Origin of the sequence: Geopseudomonas aromaticivorans (genome assembly GCF_019097855.1) — a bacterium.
Lineage (GTDB): Bacteria > Pseudomonadota > Gammaproteobacteria > Pseudomonadales > Pseudomonadaceae > Geopseudomonas > Geopseudomonas aromaticivorans.
Window position 1 is genome coordinate 81,274 of sequence record NZ_JAHRGL010000017.1, and the last position, 19,339, is coordinate 100,612.

Annotated in this window: 22 protein-coding genes; 10 read left to right on the plus strand and 12 right to left on the minus strand. The window is 67.8% G+C overall.

The features are described 5' to 3' along the window. Positions 1-10 precede the first annotated feature (10 nt). From KRX52_RS21140 to KRX52_RS07575, 5 genes are all read right to left on the minus strand, one after another. Positions 11-397: an immunity protein Imm33 domain-containing protein gene (locus KRX52_RS21140; protein ID WP_437439692.1), complete on the minus strand. Its 387-nt coding sequence runs from the start codon at positions 395-397 to the stop codon at positions 11-13. Further along, positions 349-1,095: a DUF695 domain-containing protein gene (locus KRX52_RS07560; protein WP_217681126.1), complete on the minus strand. Its 747-nt coding sequence runs from the start codon at positions 1,093-1,095 to the stop codon at positions 349-351. Before KRX52_RS07560 ends, KRX52_RS21140 begins: the two co-directional genes overlap by 49 nt. A 130-nt stretch (positions 1,096-1,225) precedes the next feature. After that, positions 1,226-1,864 (minus strand): MliC family protein, encoded by a 639-nt coding sequence (locus tag KRX52_RS07565; RefSeq protein WP_217681127.1) that lies wholly within the window; start codon positions 1,862-1,864, stop codon positions 1,226-1,228. 69 nt (positions 1,865-1,933) lie between these two features. Next, on the minus strand, positions 1,934-2,524 hold the full coding sequence (locus tag KRX52_RS07570; RefSeq protein WP_217681128.1) for a hypothetical protein: 591 nt from the start codon (positions 2,522-2,524) through the stop codon (positions 1,934-1,936). Positions 2,525-2,969: 445 nt separating this feature from the next. Continuing rightward, positions 2,970-3,308, minus strand: a complete 339-nt coding sequence (locus KRX52_RS07575; RefSeq protein WP_217681129.1) for a DUF3175 domain-containing protein — start codon at positions 3,306-3,308, stop codon at positions 2,970-2,972. Between the two features lie 183 nt (positions 3,309-3,491). Between KRX52_RS07575 and KRX52_RS07580 the strand changes: the two genes are divergently transcribed. Next, positions 3,492-4,022: an REP-associated tyrosine transposase gene (locus KRX52_RS07580; RefSeq protein ID WP_217681130.1), complete on the plus strand. Its 531-nt coding sequence runs from the start codon at positions 3,492-3,494 to the stop codon at positions 4,020-4,022. A 166-nt stretch (positions 4,023-4,188) separates the two neighbouring features. On the opposite strand, the gene KRX52_RS07585 is transcribed toward KRX52_RS07580, so the two are convergent. The 7 genes from KRX52_RS07585 to KRX52_RS07615 form a co-directional block, all read right to left on the minus strand. Beyond that, complete coding sequence (locus KRX52_RS07585; protein ID WP_217681131.1) at positions 4,189-4,854, minus strand: response regulator transcription factor; 666 nt, start codon at positions 4,852-4,854, stop codon at positions 4,189-4,191. A 45-nt stretch (positions 4,855-4,899) separates the two neighbouring features. Further along, on the minus strand, positions 4,900-5,445 hold the full coding sequence (locus KRX52_RS07590) for a PQQ-dependent catabolism-associated CXXCW motif protein (RefSeq protein WP_217681132.1): 546 nt from the start codon (positions 5,443-5,445) through the stop codon (positions 4,900-4,902). Between the two features lie 188 nt (positions 5,446-5,633). Further along, on the minus strand, positions 5,634-6,425 hold the full coding sequence (locus tag KRX52_RS07595) for an ABC transporter permease (protein ID WP_136489613.1): 792 nt from the start codon (positions 6,423-6,425) through the stop codon (positions 5,634-5,636). A 130-nt stretch (positions 6,426-6,555) separates the two neighbouring features. After that, positions 6,556-7,278 (minus strand): ABC transporter ATP-binding protein, encoded by a 723-nt coding sequence (locus KRX52_RS07600; RefSeq protein WP_217681133.1) that lies wholly within the window; start codon positions 7,276-7,278, stop codon positions 6,556-6,558. After that, positions 7,275-8,246: a YVTN family beta-propeller repeat protein gene (locus tag KRX52_RS07605; protein WP_217681134.1), complete on the minus strand. Its 972-nt coding sequence runs from the start codon at positions 8,244-8,246 to the stop codon at positions 7,275-7,277. The genes KRX52_RS07600 and KRX52_RS07605 overlap by 4 nt, the downstream gene beginning before the upstream one ends. Positions 8,247-8,268: 22 nt before the next feature. Then, a complete protein-coding gene (locus KRX52_RS07610; protein WP_217681135.1) occupies positions 8,269-8,754 on the minus strand; it encodes an SEL1-like repeat protein in 486 nt (161 codons plus the stop codon). A gap of 3 nt (positions 8,755-8,757) precedes the next feature. After that, a complete protein-coding gene (locus KRX52_RS07615; RefSeq protein ID WP_217681136.1) occupies positions 8,758-9,930 on the minus strand; it encodes an ABC transporter substrate-binding protein in 1,173 nt (390 codons plus the stop codon). A 160-nt stretch (positions 9,931-10,090) separates the two neighbouring features. Here KRX52_RS07615 and KRX52_RS07620 point away from each other — a divergent pair, with 160 nt between their 5' ends. The 9 genes from KRX52_RS07620 to KRX52_RS07660 all read left to right on the plus strand — a co-directional run. Further along, on the plus strand, positions 10,091-10,426 hold the full coding sequence (locus tag KRX52_RS07620; RefSeq protein ID WP_217681137.1) for a hypothetical protein: 336 nt from the start codon (positions 10,091-10,093) through the stop codon (positions 10,424-10,426). Between the two features lie 37 nt (positions 10,427-10,463). Then, positions 10,464-10,901, plus strand: coding sequence for a cytochrome c-550 PedF (pedF, locus tag KRX52_RS07625; protein WP_217681138.1), 438 nt, complete (start codon positions 10,464-10,466; stop codon positions 10,899-10,901). 6 nt (positions 10,902-10,907) lie between these two features. Then, positions 10,908-11,813, plus strand: coding sequence for a substrate-binding periplasmic protein (locus tag KRX52_RS07630; protein WP_217681139.1), 906 nt, complete (start codon positions 10,908-10,910; stop codon positions 11,811-11,813). A gap of 167 nt (positions 11,814-11,980) precedes the next feature. Further along, complete coding sequence (locus KRX52_RS07635; RefSeq protein ID WP_217681150.1) at positions 11,981-12,721, plus strand: quinoprotein dehydrogenase-associated SoxYZ-like carrier; 741 nt, start codon at positions 11,981-11,983, stop codon at positions 12,719-12,721. Positions 12,722-12,831: 110 nt separating this feature from the next. Continuing rightward, positions 12,832-13,770, plus strand: a complete 939-nt coding sequence (locus KRX52_RS07640; RefSeq protein ID WP_217681140.1) for a quinoprotein relay system zinc metallohydrolase 1 — start codon at positions 12,832-12,834, stop codon at positions 13,768-13,770. A 69-nt stretch (positions 13,771-13,839) separates the two neighbouring features. After that, positions 13,840-14,847, plus strand: a complete 1,008-nt coding sequence (locus KRX52_RS07645) for a zinc-dependent alcohol dehydrogenase family protein (RefSeq protein ID WP_217681141.1) — start codon at positions 13,840-13,842, stop codon at positions 14,845-14,847. A gap of 221 nt (positions 14,848-15,068) precedes the next feature. Continuing rightward, the gene (locus KRX52_RS07650) at positions 15,069-16,853 is read left to right on the plus strand and encodes a PQQ-dependent methanol/ethanol family dehydrogenase (RefSeq protein WP_217681142.1); all 1,785 of its coding nucleotides are present in this window, start codon (positions 15,069-15,071) and stop codon (positions 16,851-16,853) included. Positions 16,854-17,157: 304 nt separating this feature from the next. Then, positions 17,158-18,762, plus strand: a complete 1,605-nt coding sequence (locus tag KRX52_RS07655; RefSeq protein ID WP_217681143.1) for a methyl-accepting chemotaxis protein — start codon at positions 17,158-17,160, stop codon at positions 18,760-18,762. A gap of 192 nt (positions 18,763-18,954) precedes the next feature. After that, the coding region (locus KRX52_RS07660; protein ID WP_217681151.1) for an aldehyde dehydrogenase family protein at positions 18,955-19,339 on the plus strand (385 nt) is incomplete at its 3' end.

The window sequence follows — 19,339 nt, forward strand, 5'->3', positions numbered from 1 at the left end:
CTCCCGGCACTCAGACCTCAAGGAGCAAGGGGTCAAACCATACGTCCTCGTAGCCAGGCGCTAGGAGGATGCGCCACCCTGGGGGAAGAGCCAGATAAGGGATGACGGCCGGACAGTACGAGGGCAGGTGCAGGACATGCAGGGGCTGGAAGAAGTCTTCCTGGTCTTGTGGCAGGTCCTCCCCACCCCATATGTACCAGCCACACGTCGAACCTGCGGCCGGGTGCCGTAGCGCATTGAGTGGCTGGAGGTTGAGGGTGTGCAGGGCGACTCCGACTTTCGAGTCGGTATCGACAGGCTCGCAAGCGGTGCCGAAGCGAGCGCACACCTGCTGTTGCTCTGGGCGGATCAATCGCGACAAACCTGTGTCTCCCAGCCGTCGTAGTCGCCACCGCACTCTTTGGCCGAGCGGTTGAGAAATAGGGTCAAGGGGTTCATCGAGCCGTAATCGGGAAGCCCGGTATGCGCCAGCCTGACGGTGTAGCTGAGATGATCGCCCCTCGGCGATTCGCTGAGCTCGCATATTTCGAAGTGTTCGCTGACCAGAATGATGAACTGTTCCCGGTCCTGCGGATTATCGAAGTGGGCCCAGTGAGCGATGGGGCGTGGGGTGGCAAAGGCTTCGCCTTCGCGCCTCAAGGCGTCTTCGGTACGGATATCCTGAATGACTTGCCAGTCGTCCTCGGTGGGGAACAGTTCGCTCCAGTAGGCGGCCCGCTCCGGATCTGGTTCGCAGCAGAACAGAATCTGGTAATCGAACTGCTCCGCCAATTGCTCTGCAAGGCTGGCGACATCGGCCTCTGTCCATGAAGTGAAGAAGATGAAGTGCCGCTTGCCACCGGTCGTGATGCGTCCGATCTGAATACCTGTTTGGTCGCTCAACACATTCGTCAACTGGTCTTCAATCGCATTCAGGTGGCTGAATTCTTCACCTGAGGGAAGGCCGCGCTCGTCCGGGGATTTGAGTACGACGGCGAAGCGCGCGCAGTTGCTGAAGGGAAGACTCTCTATCTCGGTGCGAAGTCCATGGTCGTAGGAGATCCATGCGACGTGATTGCCCATCTGGCAGGGGAAGGTTTCCCAGTGATCGCTCATGCTGACTCCTGTCGTTGCGCATATCGCTGCAAGGAGTGGTATGCAGCGGCTCTGCGCAAAGGTTGAATGACTTCCTTGTCGAGCTCGATCGTTCGGGCGATCGGGACTGTGGCAACGCTATCCATTGAGCTCAGAACTGTCTACTGCTCATGCAATGGCAATTTCTCAGGGCCTCCGCCGGCAACACATCTCCTGTGCCCCCATACCCCCACAACACCGTCGCCTCGTCCTGATGCTCCCAGAAGCTTTCATTGCGTCCCTGGTAGCGGGTGCCGCTGGCGCTGGGCTGGCGGTACATCAGCGACACGCTGTCGCCGCGTTCGGCGATCAGGGTGGGCGGTTCGGTGGCGAAGAAGGTGACGACCACCTCGCTACCGGGCTGGTCGTCGCAGGCGAAGGTGAAGGGGCCGGTGTGCGGCACCAGCCGATAGCGGGCCTGCAGTTCGGTGATGCGTAGCCGGTAGCTCTCCACCACGCAGGCGCGCTGGTCGGTGCTCTTCCAGCAGTCGTCGCGGCCCTTGATCCAGCCGCGCTGCTCGGCCTTGAGCCGTGGCGGGTGCTCGTTGGCCGCTCTGGCGCTGGCTGCGGTGTAGACCTCGGCCAGTTGGCGGTCGAGGGCGGATAGTTCGGCGTCCGCGCAGACCAGCGCCGGGATGCTGGGCTTCTCGACCTTGTTGCAGTCATACGAGGGGCCTTGGGCCTGGGTGTGCACAGCGAAGGTCAGCAGCATGCTGCAAAGCGGCAGCGCCGCGAAGCCGAAGCGATTCATGTCGATCTCCCTGTGCGACCGGGGCAGAGCCGCGGCCTGCCCCCGGCCGGATGGGCCGGCGGCGTGCAATCAGGCGGGGGCAACCTGCTCCAGTATGGCCAGCGACTGGGCAAGGCGCTGGCTGCGCTCGTGCAGCTGCGCCACTTCGAACTGGTGGACTTCTTCGATGATGGCGAACAGCGACTGGAAGCGCTCCAGGTCGTCCTCGTTGGCGAAGCCCATGCCGTCGTCGGCGAAGACCACGGCATCCCGGCAGGCGTCGATGAGCTGGCAGATCTCCATGGCCGCGACAATCCAGCGGTCGCGGTTGCGGTAGAGCAGACTCTGCGCTTCGAGCTGGTCGTTGATCGAGGCCATGACGCCCGCGCGATATTCCGCCTGCCGCTGCTCCGGCAACTCGTCCAGCGCCGCAGCCAGCTCGGCGCAGCAGGCCAGGGCCAGTTGCTCGAATGCGCTCTGGTGCGTGCGCATGAACTCGCTGAGTTGCTCGAGTGCCGCCCTGGATTGCGCGGTGCCCTCCGGGCTGGCCAGGCGCTCCTGCAACAGCACCCGTTCGAGCTGTAGTTGCTCCTGTCGGTCGTTGAGGGCCTTGGCTGCCTGCATGCCGACCAGGGCATGGCGTTTGGCGAGTTCGATGAAGCGGAGCTCGGTCACGTGCATGAGTAGAAGAACTGCTCTTGATTCGCGGCAGAGGGCATGGGGCAGAAGTCCCTCGGCGGCATGACATTTCCTTGTCGTTCCTGGTGCGTACCTCGGTACAGCGGGCGGCCGTTCGCTGCCGGTTGCGAGGGATGCTGGGCCAGGATTGGCAAGCCGTTGCCGTTCGCTGCATGACGCAAGCGGGCATGGCATAACGCTATCCCGGGGCGCGCGCGACTGTCCATGTCGGAGGGGCGGTTTTGCCGATGCGGGCACAGAGACAGCCTGCGCCTGGTCGAAGTCGTTCCGCAGCGCAGGTACAACGGACGGATGCGCAGGCCAGAGGTTTGCCGAGGCAGTCGGTGCTGACAGGCACCTCTCGCGCGGCGCTTGCAGCAGCGAGGCACTGGCGTCTTGGGCGGGGCTGGATTGTTCTACTGCTTCGCGGCGGACTGATCCCCGGCCCTCATGACTGCGGCTGGCCGCTGCGTGGGTTGCGCCGTGGCCGGCCGTACAGCGCGCGCAGCTCGTCCTTGGCCGCCTCCAGCACCGCGCGCTGCTCGGCGGGGAGTTGGCGGCCGGCGCGGTTGATGTAGAAATTGAGCATCGCCATCGCCGAGGCTAAGGGCGTGGCCTTGCGTCGCTGGCTGCATTCGGCGCAGGCCTTGAGCGACTCGGCGATGGCACGTGGGTCGGCCCAGGTGAACACGCCGGGTTCGAGGTCGAGGGCGTTGCTGCGCTCGCTGACCCGCTGCGACCAGCGTTTCGGCGGTTGCGGTGCGTCGGATTGCGGGGAGTTGGCCATATGCCTCGGCCCTCGGGGCAGGTAGCGGCGTGAATCCACTTTAGGCTCGTGGTGCGCATGGCGCACCCTACGGCTGGCGGGCGGATGTGATTGTCGTAGGGTGCGCCGTGCGCACCGTCACGGAATGGTCCGCTGCGCTGTTTCTATGCTGGCCGACGACGCATGCCAATCGAGGGACATGGAATGTCCGAATATCGCCGCTCCCGAGAGGCGGGAGCCCTGTATTTCTTCACCGTGGTCAGCCACGGACGCCGGTCGCTGCTGACCCGGCCCGAGTTGCGCCTCAGCTTGCGGCGGGCAATCCAGGCGGTGCGTCAGCGCCATCCGTTCGCCATCCACGGCTGGGTGTTGCTGCCCGACCACCTGCATTGCCTTTGGCAACTGCCGCAGGATGACGCCGATTTCGGCCGTCGCTGGTCGATGATCAAGCGCAAGGTCAGCCAGGACTTTCCCGATGGCGGTGCGCTCAGCCTGAGCCGCCAGCTGCGCGGCGAGCGGGGAATCTGGCAACGGCGCTTCTGGGAACACCTGATCCGCGACGAGGACGACTACCGGCGGCACATGGACTACCTGCACTGGAATCCGGTGCGGCATGGCCTGGTGGCGCGCGTCACCGACTGGCCGTGGTCCAGTTTTCATCGTCTGGTGCGCGAGGGGCGCTATCCCGCCGACTGGGGTGGTGCGGGCGAGGTTGACGGTGATTTCGGTGAGTGAGGGGGGTGTTTGGTGTGCACGGCGCACCCTACGGGATGGGCGGGGGGCTGGTGCGCATAGCGGATCCTACGCCGGGGGGTGGGAGCTGGTGCGCATGGCGCACCCTACGGTTCTGCGCATCCTTGCGCGCTGCGGGCCTGGTAGGGTGCGCCGTGCGCACCATGGCTCAACGGCGCAGATAGGCGCTGAAGTCGATGTCGCCGGCGCTGAGGATGGCCTGCACGCGGTTGTGCACGCCGAGCTTGCGCAGGATGGCGGAAACGTGGGCCTTGACGGTGGTTTCGGCGATGTCGAGGTTGTAGGCGATCTGCTTGTTGGATTCGCCCTTGGTCATGCGCTCCAGCACCAGCAGCTGCTTGCGGGTCAGCGCCTGCAGCAGTTCCGGCGGGATGCCCGAGGCCTCCTGGCTGGCGCGGCGCGGGGCCGGCTTGCTGGCGCGAATGATGTCGGAGGGCAGGTAGACGTTGCCATTGAGGATCTGCTCGATGGCCTGGGTCATCTGCGCGCGCGGCGAGGACTTGGTGATGAAGCCGACTGCGCCGTAGGTGATCGCCTGCAGGACGATCTGCTTGTCCTCCTCGGCGGAGACGATCACCACGGGGATGGTCGGCGCCTCGTTGCGCAGGGTCATCAGGCCGTTGAGGCCGTGCATGCCGGGCATGTTGAGGTCGAGGAGGATCAGGTCGAGGTCGTCGTGTTCCTGGGTCAGGGCCAGGGCGCTGTCGAGGTCGGAAGTTTCCATCACCTCGCTGTCCGGGAAGCCGTCGGCGATGACGTTGTGGATGGCCTCGCGGAACAGCGGGTGGTCGTCGGCAATCAGGATCTTGTACATGGGCCTTCACCAGATTCTTGTCGTTATCGATGGGGGTGCGGCGGTTCAGGGCAGCGGTGCGGGCGTGGCGGTCTGCACCGGCAGGCCGGCCTGTTGCCAGGCATCGATGCCGTCACGGTACCAGTACAGCCGGGTATAGCCCAGCGCGGCGGCGCGCTTGCTGGCGTTCCACGACAGCCAGCAGTCGGACTTGCAGTAGAGCACCAGCGGCCGGGTCGGGTCGCCGCCGCTGGCCTGTTCGAGATAGTGGCTGAAGTAGTCCAGCCACTGCGCCTCGGGCCGGCCCTCGCCGACGTTGGCCAGCCACAGGCTGCCGGGGATGTTCTGGTGCGCTTCGTCGCTGACGAACTGGCCGTGCAGCCAGGGGCGGCGGAACACGTCGATCAGCACCGGCTTGTCGGCGCCGGCCAGCATGCGCTGCAGGGTGGCGGTGTCGATGGTCTGCGCGCCCTCGACCGTGGCCGGGGTCGGGCTGCGGTAGCGGTCCAGGCGATAGCCGTCGGTGGAAAACAGCTGTTCCTCGCCGGCCTGGGCAGGCAGCAGACCGAGGAGCAGCGGCAGACAGAGCACGGCAGCGAGCAGACGCGACATGGCCGGGAGTTCCTATTGTTGTTTGCGACTATTTATCGGTTAGTCGCAGTGCTTTGGAAATCCTGCGATGGAGGGCGAAAGCCAGTACCAAAGTAGTAATTTTGCGAAAAGTCCGTCAGGTAGGGTGCGCCCTGCGCAGCATTGGCCGAGCCGCGGAGCATTGGTGCGCAGGGCGCACCCTGCGACACTCAGGCGTTGCGCCGCAGCGCCGCATGCTGCGGGTTGAAGGTCAGCACGGCGAGCAGGCTGCACAGCGCGGTGACGCCCAGGCACACCAGCAGGGCAGTGACGCTGAGGCGCTCATACAGAGCGAAGCGCACCAGTTCCACCGCGTGGCTGAACGGGTTGAGTGCACACAGCCAGTACAGCCATTCGCTGGCCTCGCGCATCTTCCACAGCGGGTAGAGCGCCGAGGACAGGAAGAACAGCGGGAAGATCACGAAATTCATCACCCCGGCGAAGTTCTCCAGCTGGCGGATGCCGTTGGACAGCAGCAGGCCCAGCGCCGCCAGCATCAGCGCGGCGAGCAGCAGCGCCGGCAGCGCATACAGCAGGCCCCAGGCCGGTGGTTGCACGCCGTACAGCCAGGCGATGGCGAGGAAGGCGTAGACCTGCAGCAACGACAGCAGGCTGGTGGCCAAGAGCTTGGCGGCGAGCAGGAACGGTCGTGGCAGCGGGCTCATCAGCAGCACGCGCATGCTGCCCATCTCGCGGTCGTAGACCATCGACAGCGAGCCCTGCATGCCGTTGAACAGCAGGATCATGCAGGCCAGGCCGGGGACGATGTAGGTCTCGTAGGTGATGTAGGTGTCGTAGGGCTCGATGATGGCGATGCCCAGTGCGGCACGGAAACCGGCGGCGAATACCAGCAGCCACAGCAGCGGGCGCACCAGCGCGCTGAGAAAGCGCGAGCGCTGCTGGACGAAACGCAGCCATTCGCGCAGCACGATGCCGCGCAGGCATTCCAGGTAGGCGGTCATGGACGGGTCTCCGTAGGGTGCGCCGTGCGCACCGATGGCTTACGGCTCGGCCGCTGGTGCGCATGGCGCACCCTACGCAGGGGGATGCCGTGCGGCCGTAGGGTGCGCCGTGCGCACCGCGGAAGGTCGTTCATGCGGCGACCTCCGTCAGGCGGGCGAAGGAGGCGGCCAGGTCCTCGCCTTGCGCGGCCACGCTGGCCGCCGTGCCGCGTGCCACCAGGCGGCCGCGGTGCAGGATCAGCAGCGGGTCGTCGGCCTGCACCTCGTCGAACAGGTGGGTGGTCCACAGCACGGTCAGGCCGTCGTCGGCACACAGGCGGCGCACGTGCTGGTTGAGCGCCTGGCGGCTGGCCGGGTCGAGGCCGGCGCTGGCCTCGTCGAGCAGCAGCAGTTGCGGCCGGTGCAGCAGGGCGCGGGCGATCTCCACGCGGCGGCGATGGCCGCCGTTGAGTGCGCGCACCGGCTCGCGGCGGCGTTCGCTCAGCTGCTGGCGCGCCAGCTCCAGCTCGATGCGCTCGAAGGCCTGCGCCCGCGGCAGGCCGTGCAGGGCGGCGTGGTAGCGCAGGTTCTGCTCGACGGAGAGGTCGAGATCGAGGGTGCTCTGCTGGAATACCACGCCGATCTGCGCCAGCGCCTGGCGCGGCTTGGCGCGGACCGAGCAGGCGCCGATGCGGATGTCGCCGCCCTGCAGCTCGTACAGGCGGGTGAGCAGGGCGATCAGGGTCGACTTTCCGGCGCCGTTGGGGCCGAGCAGGGCGTTGAAGCGCCCCGGCGCCAGGGCGAAGTCCAGCTCGCTCAGTGCCTGGCGCGCGCCGTAGGCGAAGCTCACGCCGCTCACCTCGAGGCCGATCATGGCGTCACCACCACGCCCCACGGGTAGCGGCCGACCTTGATCGACTTGGTGACCTTGCGGCTGGCCACGTCGATCACCGAGACGTCGCCGCTGACCCCGTTGGTGGTCAGCAGCTGCTGCTCGCCGGGGGTGAAGGCCAGGTGCCAGACGCGCCGGCCGACCAGCAGGTAGTCGAGCACCTCGAAGGTCTGGGCGTCGACCACCGCCACATGGTTGGCCGGGCCGAGGGCGACGAAGGCGTACTTACCATCTGAGGTCAGCTTGACCCCCACCGGCTGCACCTTGTCCGGGTGCACGCCCTTGATCGCGAAGGTCAGCGTCTTGATCGGCTGACGGGTGGCGACGTCGACCACGGTGACGGTGCCGCCGATCTCCGCCGAGGCCCACAGCCGCGTGCCGTCCTGGCTGAACTCGACGTGGCGCGGGCGCTGGTCGACCTGGGTGTTGTCCACCACCTGGTTGGTGGCGGTGTCGATCCAGTGCAGCATGCTGGTGGTTTCGCTGGTGTTGATCGCCCACTTGCCGTCCGGGCTGACCGCCATGCCTTCCGGCTCGACGCCGACCTCGATCTGCGCCTTGACCTGCTCGCTGTCGACGTCGACCACGGTGACCAGCGCATCGTCCTCGTTGGAGATGTACAGCCACTTATTGTTGGGGTGCAGGGCGAACTGCTCGGGGTCGGCGCCGGAGGGCAGCTCCTTGACGATCTTGCGGCTGGCCAGGTCCATCACCTGCACGCGGTCGGAGTCGCTGGCGCAGATGTACAGGCGCTGGTGGTCGCTGGACAGCGCCAGGCCGCGCGGGCGCATGCCGACCTCGAGGGTCGCCACCGTCTCCAGCTTGTCGAGGTCGATCACGCTGAGGGTGTTGTCCTTCTCGTTGGACACGTAGGCGGTGGCGGCGAAGATCGAGTTGGCTCCGATCAGCAGCGGGGCGGCGATGAGGCGGGCAAGGCGGGGTGTGCGCATGGGATGTTCTACCTTGTTGTTGTCATGGGCGAGGGGGGGCGGCGGGGGCGGCCAGACGCTGCAGATAGGCGATGGCCTCGCTCTCGCCGGCCGCGGCCGACTTCTCGAGCCAGCGCCGGCCCTCCGCCGGGTCGGCGGGCACGCCGCGGCCTTCGGTCAGCGCCGTGCCCCAGTGGTAGCGGGCCAGGCTGACGTAGGGCGCGTCATCCGGCTGGCGGGCGCCCCGGCGCATCAGCTCGGCGGACTTGCCTAGGTCGACGGGCATGGCGCCACCGACCTCGTACATCTGCGCCAGCCAGATCATCGAGTAGACGTCGTTCCAGCGGCGGATGCAGTCCTCGAAGATCTGCATGGCGGCGGCATGGTTGCCGGTCTTCTCGGCGGCGTAGCCGTACAGGCATTTGATGCGCTTGTCGCTGTCGATGTACGCCTCGTAACTGAGGTCGCTGGTTTCCTGGGCCAGCGCCAGGGGGCTGCACAGCAGCAGGGCGAGCGGGAGATAGCGCATGGTTCAGAGATCCTTCTCGTTGAGGCGGCAGCGGCTTTCCGGGCGGTCGTAGCCCAGGCTGTCGAGGTCGGTGACCGGGTGCAGGAAGCCGTCCTGCGGCGAGGTGGTGACCAGCGCGCGCGGCTGCACCACCGGGATCGGCTGGCGCAGCTGGCCGTTCCAGGCGCGGAAGCTCAGCTTGCGGCCCTTGAAGCCGTCCAGCGGCAGCTGGTCGGACAGCGCCAGCTGGCGGATCGCCAGGGCATCGCTGCTGCGCAGCTTGTTGGCCGCGGTGGCAATGCTGCGCACGGCGATCCAGGCGGCGAAGTCGCGGTCGTTCATCCAGCGCCCGGCGTGCTCCTCGAAGCGCTTCTGCAGCTGGGCGGCGCCGTAGGTCTCCACGGTCTTGTGCCAGCCGGTGGGGGTCAGGCCCTGGGTGCCGGCCACCGGGCGCGGATACCAGGTCTGGTAGGGCACGTACTCGCCGAAGTCGCCGCGCTCGTCGGCCACCAGCACCACGTCGTACTCGGCGGTCTGGGTGAACAGTGGCATCTCGGCCTGGGCGCTGCGCCGCTGGTCGTTGTCGAAGCTCCACGGTTTCTCGGCGACGATCTTCACCCCGAAGCGCTTGGCGGCGCGGCGCAGGGCGTCGGCGTAGGCCTGGTCGTCTGCGGTCGGGCCGGGAATCAGCAGGGCGCGCTGCCAGCGGCGCGCGGCGAGGAACTGGCCGAGGGCGTCGGCGAGCATGGCGCGGCTGGGCAGGGTGTGCAGCAGGTTGGCTGCGCAGTTGTCGGTGCGCAGGCTGTCGTCGGCGCTGCCGGCGTTGAGCAGCAGGCTTTCCGGCAACGCCCCGGCCAGCTGGCGCAGGGTGTCGGCCGGGGCGTTGACCACGAACAGGCGCAGGCCGCTGGCGTGCAGGGCGCGGGCCTGCTCGAGCAGCGCCGCGCCGCTCTGCGCCTCGGCGCTTTCCAGCCGGTAGCTGTGCTTGAGGAAGCGCCCGGTGCTGTTGCTGTCGACGATGGCCAGCTCGGCGCCGCGCCGGCCGGCGTCGAGCGGCTCGGGGATGACGTTGGACAGCAGGGGGCCGCGCTCCGGCGTGTAGCCGAGGTAGCCGATGCGCACGTCGAGATCGGCATTGGCCGGGCCGGCGGCGAGCAGGCCGAGGGCGGTGAACAGGCAGGGCAGCAAGGTACGCATGGCAGCCTCCGGTGGGGATGCTGCCAGCTTAGGAAGGGGCCGGGGGCGGGCAAATATGCAGAAAGTAGCGGTGGAGCAGTACCAAGGTACCGGTTCGGAGCCGGGAGGCAGCTCTTAGCATGGGGCTTATAACGATAACGACAGGAAAGGCCCCCTCGCCATGTCCCTGCTCAGATTGCTGTCCCTGCTGGTGTTGCTGATCCTCGTCCTGCTCGGTCTCGACCCCATCCACAGTAGTAGCGCTGCCGACCTTGCTGCCCGTCGCGCCGCGGCGCAGGCCCGGCTGCTGGCGCTGCAGGCCGGTGACTGTCACGTCGCCCCCGCGCTGCCGGGCGGTCTCGCCGCGAATGGCGCGCAGCCCCCGGCGTGCGCGGGTTTCGCGGTCAAGACGGTCCCCATGGACTCCTACCAAGGAACGAAGGCGCGGGCACCAAAGCAGAATACAGTCCGCGGCCGGGGGCTCCCTAAGATGCCGACAACGCGCTCCACAGGCTGAGCGCATGCCTTGCACCGCATCGAAATGAGGTACCGCCATGAACAACAAGAAACTGCTGCACGCCCTGCTGGCTTCCCTGGCGCTGAGCGCCGCTTCCCATGCCATGGCGCATGGCGACGTGACCCCGCAGGCGGTGAATACCGCCGACCTCGAGCAGCTGGGTACCGAGTGGCGCGACGAGAACCCCTACCGCGAGCCCTACGCCAAGCACAAGAAAGCCGTGGAAATCGGCGCTTCCGCCTACACCCAGAACTGCGCCCGTTGCCACGGCCTGGAAGCCGTCTCCGGCGGCATCGCCCCGGACCTGCGCATGCTGGATGAAGGCATCGAGGGTGACGAGTGGTTCAAGGAGCGGGTGATCAACGGCGCAGTGCGCGACGGTCGCGTATACATGCCGAAGATGGCCGACTATCTCAGCCAGGAATCGCTGTGGGCCATCCGCAGCTACCTGGAAAGCGTTGCCGTCAAGGAGTAAGCCGCCATGCGCCTGCTGATCCTGGTGTTGTGCAGTCTGCTGACGCTTGGCCAGGTCGCGCAGGCGCAGGTTCGACCGTTCGATGACATCGTCGCCTCGGGTGCGCTCAGGGTGGCGGTGTACGAGAACTTCCCGCCCTACAGCTTCCAGCAGGACGGCCAGCCGCGCGGCGTGGATGTCGAGTTGGCGCAGAAGCTGGCCGACAGCCAGGGCCTCAAGCTGGAGCTGCTGTGGATCGCGGCGGGCGAGAAGCTCGACGACGACCTGCGCAACTTCATCTGGAAGGGCCACTACCTGCGTCCCGAGGTGCTTGCCGACGTGATGCTGCGGGTGCCCTACGACCGCAACTACGCCTTCAAGCGCAACGAACTGGGCGAGCTGGTCAACGAACGGGTGGTGATGTTCGCTCCCTACCAGCGCGAGTGCTGGCAGGTCGCCCATGACACCCGACGGCTCAAGGAAGTGCCCAGCGTCGCGGTGTTCGGCTACCACCCGATCGGCGTCGAGCTGGAGAGCGTGCCGTCGTTCTACATGAGTTCGGTATTCGGCGGGCGGATGAGCCGCAACACCCGTCACTACCCCTCGCCGCCGCAGGCCTTTGCGGCGATGCGCGAGGGCAAGGTGGACGCGGTGATGGCCATGCGCGGCGAGATCGACTGGCTGCTGCACGAGGCGCACGACCCGCAGCTCAAGGCGGCGGCCAACGCCTACCCGGAGATGGGGCGCCAGCAGTGGGACATCGGCATGGCCGTGCACGAGAGCAACCGCCAGCTGGCCTATGCGCTGGAGGGCGGGCTGGAGGAACTGATCGGCTCCGGCGAGCTTGCGGCGATCTACGCCCGCTACGGCCTGCGCTACGAGGTGCCGGAGCTGTACGAGGGCGAGGTGCAGGCGCAGACCCACGGCGAGTGAGCAGGCCGCCGATCGCTCCCACGCTCCCGCGTGGGAGTGCCTGTGGGGACGCTCCGCGTCCCGGGATGCCGGGCGCAGGAGCGCCCAGCGGGATCGGTACCCACGCCGGAGCGTGGGCACCATCAGTTGATGCAGACAGCAGGAGGCAGGCAATGACCATCCGTAGCATGGGCCTGGCATTGGGCTGGCTGTTATTGAGCAGCCCGGCCTGGGCCGGCGAGACCGATCCGCTGCAGTCGGCGATGTGGAGCTTCCACCAGACGCGCTTCCTCGGCGAGGCGCCCTACGAGTTCGACGAGCGGGTGGTGCTGACGGCGCCGCCGTTCGCCGAGGACTCGCGGCAGGTGCCGATCAGCATCGACGCCACGGCGCTGGGCCGCGAGGTGGTGCGCATCGTCGCCTGGGCCGAGCTCAATCCGATCCCGCACATCTTCACCTTCTTCCCCAGCGGGCCGGTGGCGCCGCGCATCGCCTTGAACATCCGCGTCGAGCAGTCCACGCCGATCCGCGCCGCGGTGCTGACCCGCGATGGCACCTGGCACGTCGGCTCGACCCGCATCGACGCTGCCGGCGGCGGCTGCACTGCGCCGAGCGCGGTACGCGCCCAGGCCGGCTGGGAGGAGCACCTCGGCGAGGTGTTCGGCGCGCGCTTCCCGCAGGGCGACGGCAACCGCCTGCGCCTGCGCATCTCGCACCCGATGGACAATGGCCTCTCCGGCGGCATTCCCGAGTTCTTCATCGAGCGCGCCGAGCTGCGCGGCGCGGCCGACGAGGTGCTGGCCAGCCTGGAGCTGCATCCCTCGGTCAGCGAGAACCCGACCCTGACCCTGCAGCTGGGCGGGCAGGACGCCGGCCAGCACCTGTGGCTGCGCGACAACAACGGCAACGAGTTCGAGGCGGCGTTCTGAGTGGCCCGTGATCGTGGTGCGCGCGGCGCACCCTACGGATCGGGTCTGCAAAGGACCGAAGTGCACGTAGGGTGCGCCATGCGCACCGATCACACCGGAAAGGAGGCACCATGCGTCTGTTCAGCCTGCTTGTGGCGACTATCCTCAGCCTGCCGCTGGCGGCGGCCGAGCCGAGCTATGACCTGCAGCCCCGGCAGATCGCCGCGGACACCTGGCTGCTCGAGGGCAGCACGGAAAACTTCGCGGCGAGCAACGGCGGCAACATCGTCAACGTGGCGTTCATCGTCACCGAGGCCGGCGTGGTACTGATCGACACCGGCATCTCGAAACGCTACGGCGAGGCCCTGCGCGCCGCCATCGGCCGGGTCACCGACAGGCCGATCGCCCTGGTGATCAACACCCACCACCACCCCGACCACGTGTTCGGCAACCAGGCCTTCAGCGACGTGCCGATCGCCGCGCTGGCGCACACCCGCGAGCTGCTGGCCGAGCAGGGCGCGGCCTTTGCCGACAACATGTACCGCCTGCTCGGCGACTGGATGCGCGGCACCGAGGTGCTGCTGCCCGGCGAGACGCTGGAGCCCGGCGTGCGCGAGATCGGCGGCCACCGCCTGCAGCTGCTGGCCTTCAGCGGCCACACCGGCGCCGACCTGGCGATCCTCGACCAGACCACCGGCGTGCTGTTCGCCGCCGACCTGGTGTTCTACCAGCGCGCCCTGACCACCCCGCAGACGCCGGGGCTGGACGTCTGGCTGAGTGATCTGGATGCGCTGGAGAAACTGCCCTACCGGCTGCTGGTGCCCGGCCACGGCCCGGTGACCGCCGGCCGTGAGCCCTTCGTGCAGATGCGCGACTACCTCGGCTGGCTCGACGGCCTGCTGCGCGCGGCGGTGGCCCAGGGCCAGGACATGAACGAGGCGATGCGCACGCCGATTCCCGCGCGCTTCGCCGGCATCAGCCAGGCCCGCTTCGAGCTGACCCGCACGGTCAGCCACCTGTACCCGAAATACGAGGCCAGGGTGTTCCAGAGGATCGACCGGCAGGATTAAGCTGCGCCGCGGCCCGGACGATGCGGGCCTTCCCTGGTCTTTCGCCATTCCCCCTCAGGAGAATCCCCCATGCAGGTCATCAGGCTCCAGGCGCCCGGCGGTCTCGACCGCTTCCAACTGCACGACGAGCAGGACCCGGGGCAGCCCGGCGCCGGCGAGATCCGCGTGCGGGTCCGCGCCAGTTCGCTCAACTACCACGACTACCTGATCGCCTCGGGGGCCTGGCCGGCCGCCGACGGGCGCATCCCGCTGTCGGATGCCGGCGGCGTGGTCGAGGCGGTGGGCGCGGGCGTCAGCGAGTTCGCGGTGGGCGATCACGTGCTGTCCTGCTTCTTCCCGCGCTGGCAGGACGGCCCACCGACGGTGAGCGACTTCGCCGAGGTGCCGGGCGACGGCTGGGACGGCTATGCCCGCGAGCTGGTGGTGTGTCCGGCAAGCTGGTTCACCCGCGCGCCGCAGGGCTACAGCCATGCCGAGGCCGCGACCCTGACCACCGCCGGGCTGACGGCCTGGCGCGCACTGGTGGTCAACGGCGGCCTCAAGGCCGGCGACAGCGTGCTGGTGCTCGGCAGCGGCGGGGTGTCGATCTTCGCCCTGCAGTTCGCCAAGGCGATGGGCGCCACCGTGCTGGCCACCTCGTCGTCCGACGCCAAGCTGGCGAGCATGCGCGAGCTGGGCGCCGACCATTGCATCAACTACCGGCAGACCCCCGAGTGGGGCGCGGCGGTGCGCGAGCTGACCGGCGGGCGCGGCGTCGACCACGTCATCGAGGTCGGCGGGCCGGGCACCCTGGCGCAGTCGATCAGCGCGGTGCGCACCGGCGGGCACATCGCCCTGATCGGCGTGCTGACCGGGCATGCCGGCGAGGTGCCGACCACCCAGCTGATGGCCAAGCAGGCGCGCCTGCAGGGCCTGATCGTCGGCAGCCGCCGCGAGCAGGTCGACATGGTCCGCGCCATCGACGCCATCGGCCTGCGCCCGGTGATCGACCGCCGCTTCGCCCTGGCCGACATCGGCGCGGCGTTCCGCCACCAGGAAAGCGGCGCCCACCTCGGCAAGATCTGCCTCGAGTTCTGAGTCCCGCTCGGCGCGGGAGCGACCTCCCGCGCCCGCTCCGGATGGCCCGCGTTTGGCGGCTGTCCGCTGCCCGGCGCGTGCTTGCTGCGCCGGGTATTGCTACCAAGGAAGCATGTCTTTGCTCCCCGCGATCAATTGTTGCGCTACCCCCTGCGGCGAAGAATTCACTGCAGACCGGGAAAAATTCCCGGCAATAACAATGAACCCGCAGAGGTAGCCGTATGAAGCACTCCGGTCTCACCCATACTTTCGCCAGGACCACCTTGGGCCTTGCGCTGGCACTGTCCGGCCTGTCCGCCTGGGCCGTCACCGACGACGACATCCTCAAGGACGCGCAGACCCCCGGCGAGGTCGTCACCAACGGTCTCGGCCTGCAGGGCCAGCGCTACAGCCCCATGGATACCCTCAACGCCGACAACGTCACCCAGCTGCGTCCGGTGTGGGCCTTCTCCTTCGGCGGCGAGAAGCAGCGCGGCCAGCAGGCCCAGCCGCTGGTCAAGGATGGCGTGATGTACATGACCGCCTCCTACTCGCGGGTGTTCGCGGTGGATGCGAAAACCGGCAAGGAGCTGTGGCAGTACGACGCGCGCCTGCCCGACGGCATCATGCCGTGCTGCGACGTGATCAACCGCGGTGTCGCCCTGTACGACAACCTGGTGATCTTCGGCACCCTCGACGCCAAGCTGGTGGCGCTGGACAAGGACTCCGGCAAGGTGGTGTGGAAGAAGACCGTGGCCGACTACAAGGCCGGCTACTCGATCACCGCGGCACCGCTGGTGGTCAACGGCAAGCTGATCACCGGCGTGTCCGGCGGCGAGTTCGGCGTGGTCGGCAAGATCGAGGCCTACAACCCGAAGAACGGCGAGCTGCTGTGGACCCGGCCGACAGTGGAAGGCCACATGGGCTACGTCTACAAGGACGGCAAGCCGGTCGAGCACGGCATCACCGGCGGCGAAGCCGGCAAGTCCTGGCCGGGCGACCTGTGGAAGACCGGCGGCGCGGCGCCGTGGCTGGGCGGTTACTACGACCCGGAAACCAACCAGCTGCTGTTCGGTACCGGCAACCCGTCGCCGTGGAACTCGCACCTGCGTCCGGGCGACAACCTGTACTCCTCCTCGCGTCTGGCGCTGAACCCGGACGACGGCACTATCAAGTGGCACTTCCAGTCCACCCCGCACGACGGCTGGGACTACGACGGCGTCAACGAGCTGGTGTCGTTCAACTACCAGGAAGGCGGCAAGACCATCAAGGCAGCCGGTACCGCCGACCGCAACGGCTTCTTCTACGTGCTTGACCGCACCAACGGCAAGTTCATCCGTGGCTTCCCGTTCGTCGACAAGATCACCTGGGCCAAGGGCCTGGATAAGGACGGCCGGCCGATCTACAACGAGGACAACCGTCCGGGCAAGCCGGGCGATACCGGCGCGCAGGGCAAGACGGTGACCGTGGCGCCGTCGTTCCTCGGTGGCAAGAACTGGATGCCGATGGCCTACAGCCAGGACACCGGGTTGTTCTACGTGCCGTCCAACGAGTGGAGCATGGACATCTGGAACGAGGGTACCGCCTACAAGAAGGGCGCGGCCTACCTCGGCGCCGGCTTCACCATCCACCCGCTCAACGAGGACTACATCGGCGTGCTGCGCGCCATCGACCCGAAGACCGGCAAGGAAGTCTGGCGCTACAAGAACTACGCGCCGCTGTGGGGCGGCGTGCTGGCCACCAAGGGCAACCTGGTGTTCACCGGCAACCCGGAAGGCTTCCTGATGGCCTTCGACGCCAAGACCGGCAAGAAACTCTACGAGTTCAACACCGGCTCGGGCGTGATCGGCTCGCCGATCACCTGGGAGATGGACGGCGAGCAGTACGTCTCCGTGCTGTCCGGCTGGGGTGGTGCGGTGCCGCTGTGGGGCGGCGAGGTAGCCAAGCGCATCAAGGACTTCAACCAGGGCGGCATGGTTTGGACCTTCAAGCTGCCCAAGGAAATGGCGGCAGTCGCCAAGCGCTGATCGTCAGGGGGTAAAACAGGGCCGGCATGATTGCCGGCCCTGTCGTTTGTGCCGCCGCTGGCCGCGCCTGTCGCGGGGCCGGCGTCCCGACTTTTCGCCTGCCGGCTAAAGTCGGGCGGCAAATGGCCGATGAATGGATACGCGGTCCTGCGCCTGTGCGGGTCACTGCACGCTGCAGGCAGGCAGTGGCTGATGGGCCGCGATAATTACAAGAACAATGCCGGTGCCGCCCGGCGCTCAGGATGGAGGCTCGCGCGCCGCTGTCGTGGCGCCGCAGGCGGTCCGCCTCCCGTGAGGATTCCCCATGTCGTCCGTCGCTTCCCGCTGTGCCCTCATGCGTCTGCTGCAGGGCGGCATCGCCGCGCTGCTGGTCGCTGCCCAGACCCTGGGCTGGCTGCCTCTCTGGCTGTGTCTCGGCGTGCTGATCCTGCTGCCCTGGGTGCCGGTGGCCTGGCGCCGCTGGCGCTGTGCCAGCGGCCTGCCGGCGGCCGTCGATGTCGACCGGCTGGCCCGCGAGCTGTCCTTCTCGGTCAGCCACAACGCCCTGTCGGCGGCGGGCGTGGCCTATTCGGTGCAGCACCTGGCCGCCCGCGGCGAGTCGCAGGTCGATGCCGCCGAGCGCATCGTCGGCAGTGCCGAGGTGATGATCGCCACCGAGGCGCAGACCTCCGCGCTCAGCCGCCAGGCGGTGGACGCCGCCATCGAGGCGCGGCAGAGCAGCGATGCCGGGCGCCGCGTGCTGGGCGCCACCATCGGCCGCATGCACCAGTTGCGCCAGCAGGCCGCGACCAGCCGCGAGCTGATCGAGGAGCTGAACCGGCGCAGCGAGGAGATCCAGCGGGTTACCGGGGTGATCCAGTCGATCGCCAGCCAGACCAACCTGCTGGCGCTCAACGCTGCGATCGAAGCGGCGCGGGCCGGCGAGCACGGCCGCGGCTTCGCAGTGGTGGCCGGCGAGGTGCGCAGCCTGGCCGGGCGCACGTCCTCGGCCACCGCCGAGGTTGGCCACATGATCGAGGACATCCAGCGGCATACCGGCGAGGTGGTCGAGCGTATCCGTCAGCTGTCCGGCGAGCTGGTCACCGGGGTGACCGAGGTGGAGCGCGCCGGCCAGCATCTGGACAGCATTGCCGGCCTGGCTGCCGGCGTTGAGCAGCAGATCAGCGAGATCTCTGCCGGCTCGGAGAACAATCGTCGCCAGCTCGGCAGCCTGTTCGAGGCGGTAGCGCAGATGCGCCGCGATCTGGCCGTCAGCGAGGAGCAGACCCGGCGCCTCGAGGGCGAGGCGACCAAGCTGGAGGAGCTGACCGAAACCATCAGCGAGCAACTGGCCGCGGTGGCGCTGGACGACTACCACCAGCGCGTCTACGACCTGGCCCGCGAAGGCGCCGCAGAGATCAGCCGGCAGTTCGAGGCTGCGATCCGCAGCGGGCGTATCGGCCTGGACGATCTGTTCGACCGCAACTACCAGCCGATTGCCGGCACCCAGCCGCCGAAGTATCGCACCCGCTTCGACCGCTTCACCGACGAGGTGTTGCCGGCGATCCAGGAGGCGCTGCTGCAGCGCCACGAGGGCATGGTGTTCGCCATCGCCTGCACCCCGGACGGCTACGTGCCGACCCACAACCGGGCATTCAGCCAGGCGCTCACCGGCGATGCCGAGGTGGACATGCACCACAGCCGCAGCAAGCGACTGTTCACCGACCGCACCGGCATCCGCTGCGGCAGCCACCAGCAGGCGCTGCTGATGCAGACCTATACCCGCGATACCGGCGAGCTGATGCACGACCTGTCGGTGCCGATCTTCATCCAGGGCCGCCACTGGGGCGGCCTGCGCCTGGGCTACCAGCCGCAAACCGCGCTGGCCGGCGCGGCCCGGTCGCTCGAGGGTGATCGCGCGGCGGCCTGAAGCGGGGCGGGGCGGCGGTCTTGCGCTTTGGCCGGGTGCGTGCCAACTTTCAGCGCTCGTTACTACCAAATAACGAGCTTCTGCATTCCAACGGCGCATACCGACGCCGTGCGCTGGCTGACACCATCAACCCACAGTCCGCGCAGAACCAGAACCAGTCCGGACCGCAACAATAAAAGAGAGGCCATGAGCATGATCTACGCACAACCGGGTACCGCTGGCGCCATCCTTTCCCTCAAGCCGCGCTACGGCAACTTCATCAATGGTGAGTTCGTCGCGCCGGTCAAGGGCCAGTACTTCACCAACACCACGCCGGTCACCGGCGAAGCCATCGGCGAATTCCCGCGCTCCGATGCCGCCGACATCGAGCTGGCGCTGGACGCCGCCCATGCCGCCGCCGACGCCTGGGGCCGCACCTCGGTGCAGGACCGCTCCAACCTGCTGCTGAAAATCGCCGACCGCATCGAGCAGAACCTCGAACTGCTCGCCGTCGCCGAGACCTGGGACAACGGCAAGGCCGTGCGCGAGACGCTGAACGCCGACGTGCCGCTGGCCGTCGACCACTTCCGCTACTACG